We start from the raw sequence: 16,716 nt of genomic DNA, 5'->3' as shown, positions 1-16,716 counted from the left end.
AGATCTCCGTGTGACTGGTGATATGGACGCGGGAGACAGGATGAAATAGATGTCGCATAGGACAATTATTTATGACGTGAAGTCACAATGATGCGGGTGGACGTCAATCGCTTCGGCGAAATGGAAGTGTTTGCCCGGGCGGTGGAGTGCGGCGGGTTTTCGGCGGCGGCACGTGCGCTGTCGATGTCGCCTTCGGCAGTCAGCAAGCTGGTTTCACGGTTGGAAAGCCGGCTTGGCGCACGACTGGTCAATCGCTCGACGCGCCGCCTGCAGCTGACACCGGAAGGCTGCGCCTTTTACGAGCGCAGCGTCGTGATCCTTGCCGATCTCAGGGAAGCGGAGCAGTGCGCGGCAGCCGGCGAAGCGCCACGCGGACGCTTGCGAATCAATGCCAATGTGCCGTTCGGCACGCATTTCCTGTTGCCGCTGCTGCCGCGCTTCCTGGCCCGATATCCTGATATTTCGGTCGACGTTGCCTTGTCCGACACGGTTGTCGACCTGTTGGAGGCGCGAGCCGACGTGGCGATCCGGGCCGGACCGATGAAGAGCTCCAGCCTCGTCGCGCGCAAGCTTGGCGCGACCCGCATGACGATCGTCGGCACGCCAGCCTATTTCGCTGCGCGACCAGTGCCGAGCAACGCCGAAGAGCTGAAAGAGCACAACCTGCTTGGGCCTTCCTATGTCCGCAGCATGCCGGGATGGCCGCTCCTGCAGCACGGCCTCATTGTAGAGGTCATGCCAACCGGCAACGCGCAGGCCAGTGACGGCGAGGCATTGCGCGCGCTGGCGCTGGCCGGGCTCGGCCTTGCGCGGATGGCGGCGTTCCAGGTGCGCGACGACCTGGCGGCCGGCAGACTTGTCGCCGTGCTCGAAGACGCCAATCCCGGCGACCTCGAAGACGTCCACGCCGTCTTTTTGGGCAGCGGCGGCCCAGTGCCGGCACGGGTCAGGGCGCTGCTCGATTTCCTGGTCGAGGCAGTCGACCTCGGTGGTTCCGGGCGTGGCTGAGCGGGCTGTTGACCAGATCCGCGGGGGCTGTGTGCGGCAAGGTTTGAGTTAACGGCATCCGCGCAAAAGAATCTGATTGCAATGGCACCGCCGGTTGCGCTATGAGCCGAACCGTAACGTACGGTACGGTGACTTCAACTTGAGAAGTTCACCGCGCAAACGGACTAGAATGATGCTGCAGGCTGTGACCGAGATGATGGAAGGCGATGGGCCGACGGCGCGTCAGCAGGACGTGCTCGACGCGGTGCTGCGCCTGCTCGTCGAGGAAGGCGACCGCCTGACCATGACCGCCGTTGCGCGCCGCGCCAGCTGCTCCAAGGAAACGCTGTACAAGTGGTTTGGCGACCGAGACGGCCTGTTGACCGCAACCGTGCAGTGGCAGGCCTCGAAGGTGCGGGTGCCGCCGGTCGACCGCAACGGTCTCGACCTTGCCTCGCTGACGTCGAGCCTCGAGCGTTTCGCGTCGGACTGGCTGCGGGTGATCTCGAGCGACACCTCGATCGCGCTCAACCGGGTTGGGGTGGTGCATGCCGGTTCCGAAAAGCGCGATCTTGGCGCCATCGTGCTCGAGCGCGGCCGCTTTGCGCTTGGCCGCAGGCTGAAGCCGGTGCTGGAAGCCGGCCGCGAGGCGGAGCTTCTCGAATTCGACGACGCCGAAACGGCGTTCCGGACCTTTTTCGGGCTGGTTGCCCGGGACGTGCAGATCCGTCTGCTGCTCGGCGACCGGCTGGAATTGACTGAGGCGGGGATCGACGGCGACGCCGTGCGCGCTACGCAGCAGTTTCTTGCTCTTCATGGAGCGAAAACCGGGCCCATGGCCCTCTGAATTACAAACCGGGAAGGAACCTACCAATGCGTGTCTATTACGATCGTGATGCCGATCTCAACCTGATCAAGGGCAAGAAGGTCGCCATCATCGGCTATGGCAGCCAGGGCCGCGCGCACGCGCTGAACCTCAAGGATTCGGGCGCCAAGGAACTGGTCATTGGCCTCAAGGCCGGCTCGGCAACAGCCAAGAAGGTCGAGGCCGACGGCCTCAAGGTGATGACGGTCGCTGAAGCCGCCAAATGGGCCGACCTGATGATGATGGCGACGCCTGACGAACTACAGGCCGACATCTACCGCGACGAGATCGCTCCGCACATCCGTGACGGTGCTGCGATCGCCTTCGCGCACGGCCTCAACGTGCATTTCGGCCTGATCGAGCCGAAGGCAACCGTCGACGTGCTGATGGTCGCGCCGAAGGGCCCGGGCCACACCGTGCGCGGCGAATACCAGAAGGGCGGCGGCGTGCCGTGCCTGGTCGCCGTTCACCAGGACGCATCGGGCAACGCGCTCGACCTCGGCCTGTCTTATGCATGCGGCGTCGGTGGCGGCCGTTCGGGCATCATCGAGACCAACTTCAAGGAAGAGTGCGAAACCGATCTGTTCGGCGAGCAGGTCGTTCTTTGCGGCGGCCTGGTCGAGCTGATTCGCGCCGGCTTCGAGACGCTGGTCGAAGGCGGCTATGCCCCTGAGATGGCCTATTTCGAGTGCCTGCATGAAGTGAAGCTGATCGTCGACCTGATCTATGAAGGCGGCATTGCCAACATGAACTACTCGATCTCGAACACCGCCGAGTGGGGCGAATACGTCTCGGGTCCGCGCATCATCACCGCCGAGACCAAGGCCGAGATGAAGCGCGTGCTGAAGGACATCCAGACCGGCAAGTTCACCTCCGACTGGATGCAGGAATACCGTTCGGGCGCTGCCCGATTCAAGGGTATCCGCCGCATGAACGACGCCCACCAGATCGAAGAAGTCGGCGCCAAGCTGCGTGCGATGATGCCGTGGATCGCCAAGAACCAGCTGGTCGACAAGACCAAGAACTAAGAGCGATCCACAGTGCTTCTTTTGCGCGCCCTCGGGCTCTGCCCTGCTGGCGCGCGGGAGATCGCCAAGAACCATCTGGTCGACAAGACCAAGAACTAAGAAGTCCGTCCCAATTCTACCCTGCCGGCTGCCTGCCGCAGCCTCCTCCGCTTCCGGTGCTCACGGACTTGATGTCCGCTCCGCTCCGGTTCTCGAAGGCCACGCCATCCAGCGCGGCAGGGCGAATTGCCCCGGACTTCTAGGGCGCTCGACGCCAGACCAAAAGGCCGGCGGAGCGATCCGTCGGCTTTTTCATGCAGGGGGTCAGCCGTAATGCCAGTGTGGCTTGGGCTCGGTGCCTTCGAACTGGACGCCGATGCGGTCGGTCTTGCGCCAGCGCACGATGCAGCGATAGGCGATGCCGTCGACGGGCACATAGAGCAAGAACTGGTCGGGAACGCGGCTTTCGAGCGGGATTTTGATCTCAGCGCCGTTCAGATGCATGTTGCGGATGGTGCAGCGGATCTCCGAGTTGGTGATCCCAGTCAGGATCGCCGCGCCCTTGAGGACGCGGTTGCGGCGCTCGCGGCGCAGTTCGTTTTCGGCGATCTCGGCGTTGTCGATCGTCATGCATTCTCAACCCAGAATAGAAAATCCTCCCGGTATTCTTTGTTCTACACATCATGTGTAAACAACAGCTTGTTGCGGCGGAAAGCCGTTGTTTAGCTGTTCATCACATTTGATAGAAAAACGGCGCCACTTGCGTGGCGCCGCTCGCTTCATCTCGGTCCGTCTCAACTGTAGGGCGACCAGCACTGACGGCGCGGGCCGTTGTAGGGCTGGAAGGTGTTGTCCCGGGCCCGGTAGGAGCGGTAGCGGTCGTAGCACCACTGGACGTGCGCCGACCCGCCGCCGCGATAGGCGCGGCGCGGCTGGACATAGCGTGGCTGGTAGTAGCGCGGCTCGTCGTAGCGGTAGGCCGGAATGCCGAAGTTCAGATAGATGCCGCTCCTGAAATGGCGGCGGTGCGGGCGATGGCGCCAGCGCCAGTCGTCACGCCAGCGCTCGCCGCGCCAGTTTTCGCGACGCCAGCCGTCACCGCGCCAGCCATCTCGCCGGCCATCGCGCCGGCCAAAGCATCCGCTTCCTGGTGGACAGAAATGGCTCTGAGCAAGGATGATGTTCTGCGTCGCCTGCGGAGCAATCGACGGCATCTGGCCGATGCCGGCTGGCGAAGCTGAGGCAGCCAGCGGCAGGCCGGTGACAAGACCGAGCGCGACGAGCCCGGAACGTGCAAGGGATGAGAGGTTCATGATCGTCTCCTGATGTCCGAATCCCAAAGGCTCCATGCCCCCAAATTTCGATGGAGATGAGGCATATTCCGCCTTTCAGCCTGAACGGAAAATGAACGCACGCGGTTCCCCGCGGAGTTGTATCTGGGCTCTTGTGTTTGACCCGACATGAAGGCAATGCTCGCGGCATGTCGCTGCGCCTTGCCACCTTCAATGTCGAGAACCTGATGAACAGGTTCGATTATTCCGGCTATCGCAACCAGCTCAACGAGGATCGAACGCTTGCGCTGTTCGAGATCCACAGTGAGGCCGAATACCGGTTGCTTGAGCAGGCGCGCGCCATCGCGCATGCCGACGACATGCGCCAGCTGACAGCACTGGCGATCGCCGAGACCCGCGCCGACATCATCTGCCTGCAGGAAGTCGACAATATCGAGGCGCTGAAGGCGTTCGAATACGGCTATCTGTTCAAGATGGTGGGGCAGGGCTACCAGCACAAATACACAACCTCGGGCAATGATTCGCGCGGCATCGACGTCGCGGTCATGATGCGGGCGGAAACTTCGCATGGCGAACCGATCGAGTTCGTGCGCATGACCAGCCATGCCCATGTCACCTTCGAGGAGTTCGGGCTGCACACGCCCGAGCTTGCGGGGCTTGGCCAGGAGCCGTTCGAGCGCATCTTCCGCCGCGATTGCCTGGAGATCGACGTCAAGATCGGCGGCAAGCCGCTGACCATCTATTCGGTCCACTTCAAGTCGATGGGCTCGCCGCGCAACGGGTTGAATGGCCGCGATGCGACGATGCCGGTCCGTGTCGCCGAGGCCAAGGCTGTCAGGCGCATCATCGAGGACCGCTTCGGCAAGGACCATACCGGCGAGAAGCGCTGGGTGATCTGCGGCGACATGAATGACTACCGCGAGCGGCTGGTGATTTCAGGCGATGCCTACCAGGGACACAGCTTCACCCCGGTCAAGGAGACTGCCTCCTGCCTCGACGTGTTCCTCGCCGACGGCTTTGCCGAAAATGTCGTCGAACGGCGGCCCGAGATGGACCGCTGGACGCTTTACCACACGCGCGGGCCGCTGGAGCGGCATCTGTGCCAGCTCGACTACATCCTGCTGTCGCCGGCACTGGCGCGGACAAACGAGCAGGCGGTGCCCGATATCGTGCGCCGTGGCCAGCCCTGGCGCACCATCTTCCCGCCCGGCCAAGAGGTGGACCGTTATCCGCGCGCCGGCTGGGACCGGCCCAAGGCATCCGACCACTGCCCGGTGGCGGTGACCCTAAGCGTTACCTGAGAGATTTCATTGGCATTCGACATTCCGCGCAACCAGATCCTGCCGGTCGACGTCGTCGACGTGCGCCTCGATCCCGCCCCGCATCCGTTCGAGCGTGACAATGCCGAGGCGATCGCGGCCAACTGGGACGCTGAAAAGGCGCTGAAGCCGGCCATGTTCGACGGCAAGGTGGTGCTGCTGTCGGAGCTTGCCTATGCCGAGAACCGCCTGACGGGTCGCTGCCATGCCGTGCGCTTCTCGACCTTCATGCTGTGGCGCAAGCTCAAGCCCATCACCAGCGCCGAACATTCTTTCGCCCATGCCATGCTGATCTCCAGCGACAATGCCTTGGTGGCGATCCGTATGGGCGCGCATACGGTCAATGCCGGCAAGGTCTATTTCGCCGCCGGCTCGTTCGAGCCGGAGGACTTTCGCGATGGCCTCGTCGACCTCGACTACAACATGGCGCGCGAGGTGCGCGAGGAGACCGGGCTCGAACTTGGCGAGGCGCGCCGCGAAGAACGCTGCTATGCGCTGTCGGGCGAAACCGGCACGGCGATCGTGCGCTGCTACCATCTGGCCGAGACAGCCGACGAGGTGGCGGCACGCATCGAGCGCTTCGTGGCGGCCGAACCGGAGCCTGAGATCGAAGGGCCTGTCATCATCCGCGGCCTGTACGATCTGCCTGACAACCTGATGCCGCATATGCGCCCGCTGGCGGAATGGCATTTTTCAGGCAGCTGAAGTCTCCGGCCCTCGCTGTCCAAACGCCCAGTCGATGCCCTTGCCAGCTGCATGACGCTAGGTCACAAGTTGGCGCAGTATCTTGCGGCACATCTCTGGGGGATTCGATGGCCAGCTTTCGTTCGCGTGCACGCATTTTATCCGGCGCGGTCGCGCTGGCTCTGTTCCAGAGCAGCGCTGCCGGCGCGCTCGACAGCACGCCTGCCGCCAAGGTTGTCGTGACGCCGCTGGCGTCGACGACGGTGACGGCGAACGGGCAGCCGATCGTCTTGCCGCAGAACAACGTGCAGGTGCTGGTGTCGTCATTCGAGATTCCACCTGGGGCGTCTCTGCCGGTGCACATGCACCCGTTGGCGCGCTACGCCTATGTGCTCGAGGGCCAGTTGCAGGTGACCAACGCCGAGACCGGCAAGAGCACCAGCTACAACAAGGGCGATTTCATCGTCGAGATGATCGGCGCGTGGCATCAGGGAGCAAATGTCGGTGCCGAGCCGGTCAAGCTGCTGGTTATCGATCAGGTCGAGGAAGGCACGGCAAACACGCTGCTGAAGAAGTAGCTTCGGTTATTCGTGCCTGAGCGCCTCGATCGGGTCGAGGCGCGCCCCGCGCAGGGCCGGGAAGAAGCCGAACACCATGCCGATCAGCGCCGAGAAGCCGACGGCAAGCAGCACCACCGCGAGGCTTGGCGCAAACGGGATCGACAGCGCCAGCGAGGCGGCACCGGCGAGCGCAAGGCCGATGGCGATGCCGATCAGCCCGCCAAGCAGCGACAGCACCGTTGCCTCGACCAGGAACTGGATGAGGATGTGCTTCTCATGCGCGCCGATGGCAAGGCGGATGCCGATCTCGCGCGTGCGCTCGGTGACCGAGACCAGCATGATGTTCATGATGCCGATGCCGCCGACGAGCAGGCTGACGCCAGCGACCGCACCCAGCATGCCGGTCATCGTGGCCGTGGCGCTGGCCATCGCGTCGGCGATCTGGGTCATGTCGCGGACCGAAAAATCGTCCTCGCGGTCGGCGGTCACTCTGCGTGTGTCGCGCATGATGTCTTCGATACGTGTCTGGACGACCTGGGTGGGCGTGGCATCGTCGGCGGCGACATAGATCGTTTCGATGTCGCGGCTGCCGGCGATACGCCGCTGGAAGGCCGAAAGCGGCATCAAGACGACATTGTCCTGGTCCTGGCCGAAGCCGGAGTAACCCTTGGCCTCCAGCAAGCCGACGACCTTGCAGCTGACGCGGCCGATGCGGACGGCAGCTCCGTCGGGATCGCCCGAGCCGAAGAACTGCTGGCGCACCGTTTCGCCGATCAGGCAGACATTGATGCCGCCGCGCACCTCGGACTCGCTGAACGGCCGGCCCGAGGCGAGCTTCCAGTCGCGGGCGTCGAGATAGGCGTTGTCGGTGCCGGTGATCGACGAGGTCAGGCTTTCGGTACCGAAGACGACACGAACCTGTTTCTGCGAGGCAGGGGAGACGGCGCGCACGCCTTCGAGATGTGCTGTCAGGGCGGCGACTTCCTTTTCGCCAAGCTGCCGGATCGTCTGCTGTGGCCCTGAGCCGGGCGCGGCGGGGCGGCCGGCGCGGACGATCAACAGATTGCTGCCGAGCTGCGAGATGTCGGCCTTGACCTTCTCGGTGGTGCCGCTGCCGATCGTCAGCATGGCAATGACGGCGGCAACGCCGATGACGATGCCGAGCAACGTCAGGAACGAACGCAGCGCATTGCGGCGAACGGAACGAAGCGCGAGGCGGACGGTTTCCCAGATCATCGCTATGCCGCCTCCAGTTTCTTGGTGTCGGAAGCGATGTGCCCGTCGCGAAAGGCGATGGTGCGGCCGGCATAGGCGGCGATGTCGGCTTCGTGGGTGACCATGACGATGGTGAGACCCGCATCCTGATTGAGGCTGGTCAGCAATTGCATGATCTCGTGGCTGCGGGCGGTGTCGAGATTGCCGGTCGGCTCGTCGGCGACAAGAAGGGTGGGACGGGTGACGATGGCGCGCGCAATCGCCACGCGCTGCTGCTGGCCGCCGGACAGTTCGGCGGGCGTATGGTGCTCGCGGCCTTCGAGGCCAACCTCGGCGAGCGCCTTCATGGCAAGCGTACGCCGCTCATGGGCTGCGACACCGCGATAGATCAGCGGCAGCTCGACATTCTCCGCTGCCGTGGTGCGCGGCAGCAAATTGTAGCCCTGGAAGACGAAGCCGATATAGAGATTGCGCAGCACCGCGCGCCGGTTGCGGTCGAGCCGGCCGGCGTCGGTGCCCATGAAGCCGTAGTGGCCCGAAGTCGGCGTATCGAGGCAGCCGACGATGTTCATCGCCGTCGACTTGCCGGAGCCCGATGGGCCCATGATGGCGACGAATTCGCCCTCGTCGATCGCAAGGTCGATACCGGCCAGTGCGCGCACCTCGGCCTCGCCATGGCCATAGGTCTTCCAGACCTTGTCGAAGGCGATGAGCGGGGCGAGGCTCATGACCGCGCTCAATTGCTCTTGGCCGGGGATGCGGCAATGACGACCGCGTCGCCTGCCGCAAGCCCGGAGACGATCTCCGTGCGGTCGCCGTCGGTGGAGCCGGTCTTGACCCTGACAGTAACCGGCGCGCCGTTCTTGAGCACGTAGAGCGTGCGCAAGCCGTCAGTCGGTGTGGAGGCCGGGCGGCTGCGGTCGGTCTGGCCGCGGTTGGGGCGGCCAAGGAACAGATTCTGCAGGCTGAAACCACTGCTGCGGGCGACAGGCACTGGGCGGTAGCGGAAGGCGGTGGCTGGCACGGTGAGCACGCCCTTGGCCTCGCGGGTGACGATCGACACCGTCGCCGTCATGCCCGGACGCAGCAGCAGCTCGTCATTGGCGACTTCGAGCCAGGCATTATAGGTGACCACCCCGTCCGTCGTGACCGAGGCATAGGCGATGTCACGGATGGTGGCGTCGAAACTGCGGTCGGGAAAGGCATCGACCGTGAAGCGGGCGTTCTGGCCCCTCGCCACCGAACCAATGTCGGCTTCGTCGACCGCCGCCTTGAGCTCCATCTGGGACAAGTCAGCGGCGAGCACGAAGAGCACGGGTGCCTGCATGGAGGACGCCACCGTCTGGCCCGGATTGACCGAGCGTGTCAGCACGACGCCGTCGATGGGGGCATAGATGGTGCTCTTGGCAAGGTCGGCCTGCTGCAGCTTGAGGTCGGCCTGAGATATGGCGAGGTTGGCTTCGGCCATGTCGAGTGCGCTCTGGGCGCGGTCGCGCTCGGCGGTAGCGGCTTCGAATGCCTGGGTGGTGGCCATGCCGCGCTTCGCCAGCTCCTGGGCGCGGGCGAGTGCCTGGGCATTCTGCGACAGCGTGGTGCGTGTATCCTCGACCTTGGCGGCGGCGGCCTTAGCCGACGCCTGGGCGCGCTCGATCTGGGCCGAAAGCCGCGTCGTATCGAGCGAGGCGAGCACGTCGCCCTTCTTGACCTGCTGGTTCTCGACCACCGCGACCGAGCGGACGACGCCCGACAGTTCGCTCGAAATGTCGACCTGGGTGAGGGGCTGCAGATTGCCTGTCGCCGACACTTCGACGGTCAGGTCGCCGATCTCGGCCGCTTGCGTGGTGTAGACCAGCTTCTCGGAAGGAGTTGCGAACCAGGAGTAGCCCGCATAGGCGCCAGCCGCAGCGACCAGCGCGACCAGCAGCCAGCGCCAGCCACGGCGGCGCGTGGCGCGGCCGTTGCCGTCAAGGCCAAGGGCTGCCTCTATCGATGGCGTGCTCGCCTGTTGCGGGCGATTTGTCAGCTGGTCCAAGCCAGACCCTTTCGATGGTCCCAGAAAATCCGCCTAGAGCCTGCTCTAAGCTGGTTCGATCGAGCATGATCTTGTCTGAAACCGGGATGCCAGTTTGACGATCATGCTCTAAAATCACAGATCGGCTGAGTGGTCCCGAAATTCAAATTAAATTTCGCTCATGTTGCCGGCGCAGAAGGAGCAAACATGACGAGCGGACGCAAGTTTTTTGTCTATGACGTCTTCACCGAAAACAGGCTTGCTGGCAACCCACTCGCCGTGGTCGTCGACGCCAAGGGGCTTGATACGGCGCAGATGCAGGCCATCGCCAGGGAGTTCAACCTGTCGGAGACCTCCTTCGTGCTGCCGCCGGAAAGCCCGAAGCACAAGGCGCGGGTGCGCATATTCACGCCTGACTACGAGATGCCGTTTGCCGGCCACCCGACTGTCGGCACGGCGATTGCGCTGACCGAGATGGCACAAGGCAATGATCTTGCCGGCATTTTTGTCCTCGAAGAAAATATCGGCCTGGTACGCTGCGCCGTGAACAAAGTCGGCGACAGCCTGTTTGCCGAATTCGACCTGCCGAAACTGCCCGAACCGATGCCGCTGGCCGCCAGCACCGATGCGGTTGCCGCAGCCCTTGGACTTGCGCCACACGAGATCGGCTTTGAAAACCATCATGTGTCGCTGTGGTCTGCGGGCGTGCCCTACATCACCGTGCCGGTGGCCGACACAAAGGTTGCGGCGAGGATTCGGTTCGACAACGAGGCCTGGTTCACCTTTTCGCCGCGCAAGAACGATTCGGCGGTTGCCAGCGCCTATGTCTATTGCCGCGAGACGGTGGGGCACGAAAACGCTTTCCACGCGAGGATGATCGTTCCCGGCAGCCCATCCTACGAAGATCCGGCGACAGGTTCGGCGGCAGCCGCTTTTGCGGGGGCGATCATGGAGTTCGACAGGCCGACCGATGGGGCGCAGCGATTCTGGATCGAACAGGGCATCGAGATGGGCCGACCTTCCAGGATCAGGCTTGAGCTTGAGATCTCGGGCGGCAAGCTGGCTTCGGCTCGTATCGGCGGACACGCGGTGAGGGTGGCCGAGGGCGTTCTGCTGGTTTGACCCAGCTATTTTTGCCGACTGAAAGAAAAAGCGGCCGGTGGGGTGGACAGGCGAAAATGCCTTGGCTATATGCCGGCCACGGTCGGTTTACCGGTCGCGAGTGGGTGCGTAGCTCAGTTGGTAGAGCAGCTGACTCTTAATCAGCGGGTCACAGGTTCGATCCCTGTCGCACCCACCACTTCTTTCCCCTAACCGACGAATACTGAACGCTGCGAATGTCGTTGCGCGGGCGGATGGTCGATCTCCTTGCCCGGATACAACGCCGCCAGGCTTTGCACAGGCAATCGCGTACCACTGCCGATTGCCGCATCTTTCTTGGCGATCATGGGTGGACAGCAACGGATGGTGTGGCTATATGCGGCCACGGTCGGTTCACCGGTCGCGAGTGGGTGCGTAGCTCAGTTGGTAGAGCAGCTGACTCTTAATCAGCGGGTCACAGGTTCGATCCCTGTCGCACCCACCATTCTTCGCCAAGATTTCAGACCGCTGTGACTGTTGCTTCAACTGGGTTGAAGCCGCTTGGAGTCCGATTTTCGGTCGGCCCTGCACTGCCTCAGATCCGGAACGACCAGAACAGGCAGGCAAGCGTGGCCAGGCCGAAGAGGGCGAAGAACAGGCTGCGCAGGAGCACGTTGCGGCGAAGTTCGTTCATCGCCAGGTGGCAGCCGACGATGGCGGCGACAAACAGGAAGCGCCAGTCGAGCAGCACCCAGGGGGCGCTTGCCTGACCGAAAGCCCATCGGGCAGCCAAGCAGCCGACGATGGTGGCGAACAGGGCGATGACGACCCAATGGATCGTATCGGCGGCATTGAGCAGGACGACGCTCGCCGCCTTGAGCGGCAGGATCATCATCAGCATGGCGGCGAAGAAGTAGATCGCCGCCAGGGGCATGAAGGTGTCGGCGCTGGCGATGCCGTCGAGGCGCTTCACGCCGATGACGCCGAAGGGATAGCCATGGCGCGCGACAGCAAGGCTGAGCGCCATCAGCGCGGCGGCCAGTACGGCAACGAGGGCAAATGAGGCGGCGGCCTTGTTCATGGCGGTCCCTGAAGGAAGCGAATCGGACAGTGTTTGGCCTAGCCTGCCAAATCTGGCGTTACCAATGCGCAAACGCCTGCCCGAATGCTGCCCGATTGCCTTGGCATTCCATGGGTTGAAGGGACTCTATGGTCCACGCGCTGGAGAGGCGCGATGGATCGTTTTTCGCCGCCGCGCATTGTAGGGGCGGTGGGGACACATATTCGGGAGTTATTGGTGATGATGAAACTCATCTTGAGTCTTGCACTATTGGTGCCGCTGGCAGCCTGCTCGCAGACCGAACAGGGTGCCGCCATTGGCGGTCTTGGCGGCGCGGCGATCGGCAGTGCCGTTGCCGCACCCGGAAACCGGGCGGAAGGTGCGCTCGTCGGTGGCGCCGTCGGTGCCGTTGCCGGCGCCCTGATCGGCCGGGCGAACGAGCCCAACCGCTGCCGCTATCGCGACCGCTACGGCCGGACCTATCTCGCCGAGTGCCCGCGCGGATATTACTAAGCCGGCTACAACAATTCATGCTGTCCCGAAGGCGCCTAGGGCACCTTCGGGACATTTTTTGTTGGGTAGCAAAAGCGCCGCGCCGAGCTTGATAGCAGGCGGCGGCGGGCTGAGTTCGCCAATTATCTTATTGTAATTTCTAGGTATTTTCTCGGTCGTACGCTGCGGCGATGTTCTTGATGGGGTGTCTGTGGATGCTCTGACGGACATCGGGACTGCGCCCCCAAGAGGGAAAAAATGCTCAGCTCCGCAAGCCTCGGGCAAAGCCGTTCCACAATCTCGCCAAAATTAGCAATCGACAAAGTCTATTAATTTTATAGACTAACGGCATGATGGAGATTGCGATGGCACAGACCCAGTATCTCTCGAACAGCCGCGTCGGCGAGACGGCAGCTGCGGCAGGCAAGCCTGCCAGCATAGCGCAGATCGCGTCCTACCTGTTCTTCACGGTGTCGTTCGGCTTCACTGCGGCCGTCGTTGTCGGCCTGGTCCACTAGGCTGTCTCTAAAATGGCGCCCGGAGGCGGGCGCGCAATGCCTTCTCAACCCAACTGAAGAAGGTTTTCCCAAGTAGCGCGTGAACCGGCGCGGGCGGCGCCAATAACTGTTCCTGACAAGATGAAGGAGTTTGCGATGCAGACCGACTTCACCCATTGCCCGGGCGGCGTTGCCGACAAGGACGAACTTCACTCTTCCTTCTTTTCTGATACGGCAATCGCCGTGCAGAGGCTGCGCCAGCTCGAAAGTGCGGGCTTCAGCCGCGTGCTCATCGACGACATGGGCGGCCTGCTTGCCAATATGGATTTGGCGTCGCTTGCGCTGCGCAGCACGCAGTCGATCGGTGTCCTGGTGTCCCATTGGCCTGGAATCGTGGCCCCCGTGGTCGCGGCAAGGCAGTTTGCGGCGTTCGACCAGATCGGTTCCGGCCGGCTGGCGTTGCGGGTGCCACCAAGTCGCGACCTGCGCGAGACCAATGACGACTGCGGCCTGGTTGCCACGCTGGGGCGCACGGACGAATATCTGATGCTGCTCAAGCGGCTGTGGAGCAATACGCAGCCCTTCGATTATGAAGGCCTGTTCTACCGCATCCATGGCGGTTTCGTGCCGATGAAGGCGACTGAGGGGGCTGCCATTCCGTTGCAGCTTGGCGGATTGTCGGGCAGCGCACTCAAGATCGCGGGCCGCCACGCCGACCGGTTCGAGCTGCCGGTGGGCGGTTTTGATGACACGCTGCGGCTGATCGAGCGGGTGAGGGTGGCGGCCGAGCCGTTCGGCCGGGCCGAGCGCATCCGCTTCTCGTTGCCGGTACATGTCGGCGCATGCGGACAGCAGGCATGGCAGCTCACTGGCGAGCCGCAGCATGTCGTTTCGGTGCTGGCAGGCTTTGTCGAACTCGGCGTGAGCGATTTCATCGTTCACGGCCTCGACGATGCCGATGCGGTCGAAACCTTCGGGCGTCAGGTCATACCGTCACTGCGCAAGGCATTTCGCCGCCATGAGCCGACGCTGGCGCGGCAACGCAACCGGCCGGTGGTGCTGCGTCGAGTCGTCTGATCGATACGCTCAGGCGTGATGCAAGGCATCGGTCAGGACGTCGTCATTGGCGGCGTCGCGGACCTGGGCAAGGCTGCGGTTGTCGAGCACGCCGGCGATGGCCTGGCGGACCTCGAGCATCATGTGCCTGATCTGGCAGGTGGCCTCGTCGCAGTCGTCGCAGGGCTGGTACTGAGTGCGGCTGGCGCAAGGAATGGGCGCTAGCGGCCCATCGAGCACACGTACGACATGACCAATCTTGATCTCCGCGGCAGGCTTGGCCAGGCGGTAGCCGCCGTCCTTGCCCTTGCGGCTCTGGACGAAACCGGCATTGCGGAGCTCGCCTAGGATCGCGTCGAGGAACTTCTTCGGAATCTTGTTGGCGGTCGCGATGTCGCCGACGAAGGCGAGCTGGCCGGCGGGCAGTTGGGATAGGTGGACGAGGGCCTTGAGGCCGTATTTGCCTTTTTTAGTCAGCATGGTGAACGCGTGTCATCGGCTTCGGCTGCTTGTCGCAGCGTGAGGTTGCTTGCCGAGGATAACGATTCGTCCCCATCGCATTCCGGCCTTCACCAGAGATAAATTCCGCAGACTTGATATACAAGCCGAAACGCGTTGATTTTCCGTAAGTTTTGCGGGTTTTGACCCCAAACGGGGCAGAATCAGCCCGCTGCGTAGACCCTGGCACGTTCGATGGTGATGACGCCCTGTTCGCGGGCGTTGACCCGGGTCTCGGGCGCGACATCGAGTTCGACGGCGTCGCCCGTTGCCGTCATGGCCAGAATGCGCCGTCCGGCCGGCCGGTCGATGACCCGGGCGACGGTTGCGGGAATGCCGGCACCGCTGCTGCTCCAACCGAGATCGCTCGGGCGCAGGAAGATTTCGACCGGGCCGTCGGCGAAGCCGGGGGCAGGGATCTCTGCTTCGCCGAGGCGTGCGACACCGTCGGAAACGGCAGCAGAAATGCGGTTTGTGTCGCCGAGAAAGTTCATGACGAAGGCGGAAGCCGGGTTGCGGCAGACCTCTTCGGGCGTGCCCTGCTGGACGATCTGGCCCTTGTCGAGGATGACGACACGATCAGCGAGGTCGAGGGCTTCTTCCTGGTCGTGGGTGACGAACAAGGTGGTGATGCCGAGCTCCTGGTGGATCTCGCGCAGCCAGCGGCGCAGGTCGCGGCGCACATTGGCGTCAAGCGCGCCGAACGGTTCGTCGAGCAGCAGCACCTTGGGATCGACGGCGAGCGCACGCGCAAGGGCAACGCGCTGGCGTTGGCCGCCGGAGATCTGGCCCGGGAAACGCTCTGCCAGGCCGTCGAGCTGGACGAGGCGCAAAAGATCGGCGACGCGGGCATCGATGGTGGCCTTGTCACGACGGGTCTTCGATACCTTCATGCCAAAGGCGATGTTTTCGGCGACCGTCATGTGCGGGAACAGTGCGTAGTGCTGGAAGACGAAGCCGACGCCGCGGTCACGCACCGGAATGTCGGTGGCATCCTCTTCGCCGAAATAGATATGGCCGGCATCGGCATATTCGAGGCCGGCGACCATGCGCAGGATGGTGGTCTTGCCCGAGCCGGAGGGCCCGAGCAGGGCGACCAACTCACCGCTTTCGATCTCGAGCGAGACGCCGTGGACGGCGCGGAAGGTCTCGAAGGTCTTCACGACATTGTCGAGGCGGATTTTCATGACGAAACCTCAGCGGAAGCGGTTTTGGCAGCAGCCACGGGCGCTGCAAGTGCGGGGCGGCGACGGGCGCGGCCGGCGCCATGGCGCTCGAGCAGCACCTTGGCGACAAGGGTGACGACGGCGAGCAGCGCCAGGATGGAGGCGGCGGCGAAGGCACCTGATGTCTGATAGTCGTGGTAGAGCAGTTCGATATGCAGCGGCAGCGTGTTGGTCTGGCCGCGGATGTTACCCGAGACCACGGAGACGGCGCCGAATTCGCCCATAACGCGCGCGTTGCACAGCACCACACCGTAGAGCAGCGCCCAGCGGATGTTGGGCAATGTGACGAAGAAGAAGGTGCGCCATCCGGAGGCGCCGAGCGATGTCGCGGCCTCCTCCAGATCGCGGCCTTGCGCCTGCATCAGCGGGATCAGTTCGCGGGCGACGAAGGGGGCGGTGACGAACATCGAGGCGAGCACGATGCCGGGCAGGGCGAACAGGATCTTGATGTCGGCGGATTCGAGCGCCGGGCCAAACAGGCCCTGCAGGCCATAGACGAAGAGATAGGCGACGCCGGCGACGATGGGCGAGATCGAGAACGGGATTTCGATGACGACCAGCAGGAAGCGACGGCCCCAGAAGTCGAATTTGGTGATCGCCCAGGCGGCGGCAACACCGAAGGCGGTGTTGATGGGGACGGCGATCAGCGCGGTGATGACCGTCAGCCCAATAGCATGCAGGGTATCGGGGTGGGCAATCGCTTCGGCATAGACCTTGAGGCCTTGCGAGAACGCCTGGTAGCCGATGATAACAAGTGGCGCGATGATGACGATGGCGACCAGGGTCAGCACGACGCCGATCAGGGCGCGGCGGAAGGCGGGAGCGTCGCCGACGCGGGGCGGGCGGCCTTTGACGGGAGCACTCATC

General features: G+C 63.5%; 20 protein-coding genes and 2 tRNA genes. 12 read left to right on the top strand and 10 right to left on the bottom strand.

Features of this window, described 5'->3' with window-relative positions:
- The first annotated feature begins 87 nt into the window (after window positions 1–87).
- The 3 genes from IHE39_RS21445 (at window position 88) to ilvC (ending at window position 2,880) form a co-directional block, all read left to right on the top strand.
- Window positions 88–1,008 (top strand): LysR family transcriptional regulator, encoded by a 921-nt coding sequence (locus IHE39_RS21445; RefSeq protein ID WP_192567892.1) that lies wholly within the window; start codon window positions 88–90, stop codon window positions 1,006–1,008.
- Between the two features lie 172 nt (window positions 1,009–1,180).
- Complete coding sequence (locus IHE39_RS21440; protein ID WP_192567978.1) at window positions 1,181–1,834, top strand: TetR/AcrR family transcriptional regulator; 654 nt, start codon at window positions 1,181–1,183, stop codon at window positions 1,832–1,834.
- 26 nt (window positions 1,835–1,860) lie between these two features.
- Entirely contained in the window at window positions 1,861–2,880 is a 1,020-nt protein-coding gene (gene ilvC, locus IHE39_RS21435; protein WP_184767204.1) for a ketol-acid reductoisomerase, read from the top strand.
- 303 nt (window positions 2,881–3,183) lie between these two features.
- Here ilvC and IHE39_RS21430 read toward each other — a convergent pair whose 3' ends face one another.
- Together IHE39_RS21430 and IHE39_RS21425 are read right to left on the bottom strand one after the other, a co-directional pair.
- Window positions 3,184–3,489, bottom strand: a complete 306-nt coding sequence (locus tag IHE39_RS21430; protein WP_184767205.1) for a PilZ domain-containing protein — start codon at window positions 3,487–3,489, stop codon at window positions 3,184–3,186.
- 164 nt (window positions 3,490–3,653) lie between these two features.
- Window positions 3,654–4,172 carry a BA14K family protein gene (locus IHE39_RS21425; RefSeq protein ID WP_192567891.1) on the bottom strand — a complete coding sequence of 173 codons (519 nt, stop codon included), beginning with the start codon at window positions 4,170–4,172 and terminating at the stop codon, window positions 3,654–3,656.
- A gap of 167 nt (window positions 4,173–4,339) precedes the next feature.
- On the opposite strand from IHE39_RS21425, the gene IHE39_RS21420 reads away from it, so the two are divergent.
- The 3 genes from IHE39_RS21420 (at window position 4,340) to IHE39_RS21410 (ending at window position 6,732) form a co-directional block, all read left to right on the top strand.
- Window positions 4,340–5,452, top strand: coding sequence for an endonuclease/exonuclease/phosphatase family protein (locus tag IHE39_RS21420; protein WP_192567890.1), 1,113 nt, complete (start codon window positions 4,340–4,342; stop codon window positions 5,450–5,452).
- 9 nt (window positions 5,453–5,461) lie between these two features.
- The gene (locus IHE39_RS21415; protein ID WP_192567889.1) at window positions 5,462–6,175 is read left to right on the top strand and encodes an NUDIX hydrolase; all 714 of its coding nucleotides are present in this window, start codon (window positions 5,462–5,464) and stop codon (window positions 6,173–6,175) included.
- A gap of 107 nt (window positions 6,176–6,282) precedes the next feature.
- Window positions 6,283–6,732, top strand: coding sequence for a cupin domain-containing protein (locus IHE39_RS21410; RefSeq protein ID WP_192567888.1), 450 nt, complete (start codon window positions 6,283–6,285; stop codon window positions 6,730–6,732).
- Window positions 6,733–6,738: 6 nt separating this feature from the next.
- Here IHE39_RS21410 and IHE39_RS21405 read toward each other — a convergent pair whose 3' ends face one another.
- The 3 genes from IHE39_RS21405 to IHE39_RS21395 are packed head-to-tail and all read right to left on the bottom strand — an operon-like array spanning window position 6,739 to window position 9,961.
- Window positions 6,739–7,950: an ABC transporter permease gene (locus tag IHE39_RS21405; protein WP_192567887.1), complete on the bottom strand. Its 1,212-nt coding sequence runs from the start codon at window positions 7,948–7,950 to the stop codon at window positions 6,739–6,741.
- A 2-nt stretch (window positions 7,951–7,952) separates the two neighbouring features.
- Window positions 7,953–8,657, bottom strand: coding sequence for an ABC transporter ATP-binding protein (locus IHE39_RS21400; protein WP_192567886.1), 705 nt, complete (start codon window positions 8,655–8,657; stop codon window positions 7,953–7,955).
- Between the two features lie 8 nt (window positions 8,658–8,665).
- Entirely contained in the window at window positions 8,666–9,961 is a 1,296-nt protein-coding gene (locus IHE39_RS21395; protein WP_192567885.1) for an efflux RND transporter periplasmic adaptor subunit, read from the bottom strand.
- A 186-nt stretch (window positions 9,962–10,147) separates the two neighbouring features.
- Here IHE39_RS21395 and IHE39_RS21390 point away from each other — a divergent pair, with 186 nt between their 5' ends.
- Together IHE39_RS21390 and IHE39_RS21385 are read left to right on the top strand one after the other, a co-directional pair.
- Window positions 10,148–11,062 (top strand): PhzF family phenazine biosynthesis protein, encoded by a 915-nt coding sequence (locus IHE39_RS21390; protein WP_192567884.1) that lies wholly within the window; start codon window positions 10,148–10,150, stop codon window positions 11,060–11,062.
- A gap of 102 nt (window positions 11,063–11,164) precedes the next feature.
- Window positions 11,165–11,240 (top strand) — tRNA-Lys (locus tag IHE39_RS21385).
- A 10-nt stretch (window positions 11,241–11,250) separates the two neighbouring features.
- Here IHE39_RS21385 and IHE39_RS21380 read toward each other — a convergent pair.
- A complete protein-coding gene (locus IHE39_RS21380) occupies window positions 11,251–11,388 on the bottom strand; it encodes a hypothetical protein (RefSeq protein WP_184767214.1) in 138 nt (45 codons plus the stop codon).
- Window positions 11,389–11,449: 61 nt separating this feature from the next.
- On the opposite strand from IHE39_RS21380, the gene IHE39_RS21375 reads away from it, so the two are divergent.
- Window positions 11,450–11,525: transfer RNA gene (locus IHE39_RS21375), tRNA-Lys, on the top strand.
- Between the two features lie 90 nt (window positions 11,526–11,615).
- On the opposite strand, the gene IHE39_RS21370 is transcribed toward IHE39_RS21375, so the two are convergent.
- Window positions 11,616–12,101 carry a hypothetical protein gene (locus tag IHE39_RS21370; RefSeq protein WP_184767215.1) on the bottom strand — a complete coding sequence of 162 codons (486 nt, stop codon included), beginning with the start codon at window positions 12,099–12,101 and terminating at the stop codon, window positions 11,616–11,618.
- Window positions 12,102–12,320: 219 nt separating this feature from the next.
- Between IHE39_RS21370 and IHE39_RS21365 the strand changes: the two genes are divergently transcribed.
- The 3 genes from IHE39_RS21365 (at window position 12,321) to IHE39_RS21355 (ending at window position 14,146) form a co-directional block, all read left to right on the top strand.
- A complete protein-coding gene (locus IHE39_RS21365; RefSeq protein ID WP_184767216.1) occupies window positions 12,321–12,593 on the top strand; it encodes a YMGG-like glycine zipper-containing protein in 273 nt (90 codons plus the stop codon).
- Between the two features lie 344 nt (window positions 12,594–12,937).
- Window positions 12,938–13,090, top strand: coding sequence for a hypothetical protein (locus IHE39_RS21360; protein WP_184767217.1), 153 nt, complete (start codon window positions 12,938–12,940; stop codon window positions 13,088–13,090).
- Window positions 13,091–13,210: 120 nt separating this feature from the next.
- Window positions 13,211–14,146: an LLM class flavin-dependent oxidoreductase gene (locus tag IHE39_RS21355; protein WP_343070119.1), complete on the top strand. Its 936-nt coding sequence runs from the start codon at window positions 13,211–13,213 to the stop codon at window positions 14,144–14,146.
- A 9-nt stretch (window positions 14,147–14,155) separates the two neighbouring features.
- On the opposite strand, the gene IHE39_RS21350 is transcribed toward IHE39_RS21355, so the two are convergent.
- The 3 genes from IHE39_RS21350 to cysW form a co-directional block, all read right to left on the bottom strand.
- Window positions 14,156–14,605, bottom strand: a complete 450-nt coding sequence (locus IHE39_RS21350; RefSeq protein WP_184767219.1) for an RrF2 family transcriptional regulator — start codon at window positions 14,603–14,605, stop codon at window positions 14,156–14,158.
- 182 nt (window positions 14,606–14,787) lie between these two features.
- On the bottom strand, window positions 14,788–15,810 hold the full coding sequence (locus tag IHE39_RS21345; protein ID WP_192567882.1) for a sulfate/molybdate ABC transporter ATP-binding protein: 1,023 nt from the start codon (window positions 15,808–15,810) through the stop codon (window positions 14,788–14,790).
- A complete protein-coding gene (gene cysW, locus IHE39_RS21340) occupies window positions 15,807–16,715 on the bottom strand; it encodes a sulfate ABC transporter permease subunit CysW (RefSeq protein WP_192567881.1) in 909 nt (302 codons plus the stop codon). The genes IHE39_RS21345 and cysW overlap by 4 nt, the downstream gene beginning before the upstream one ends.
- Between the last annotated feature and the right edge of the window lies 1 nt (window position 16,716).

Source organism: Aminobacter carboxidus (genome assembly GCF_014863355.1).
Lineage (GTDB): Bacteria > Pseudomonadota > Alphaproteobacteria > Rhizobiales > Rhizobiaceae > Aminobacter > Aminobacter carboxidus.
Note: the sequence above shows the minus strand (reverse complement) of the source record. Positions and strands in the feature narration are given on the sequence as shown.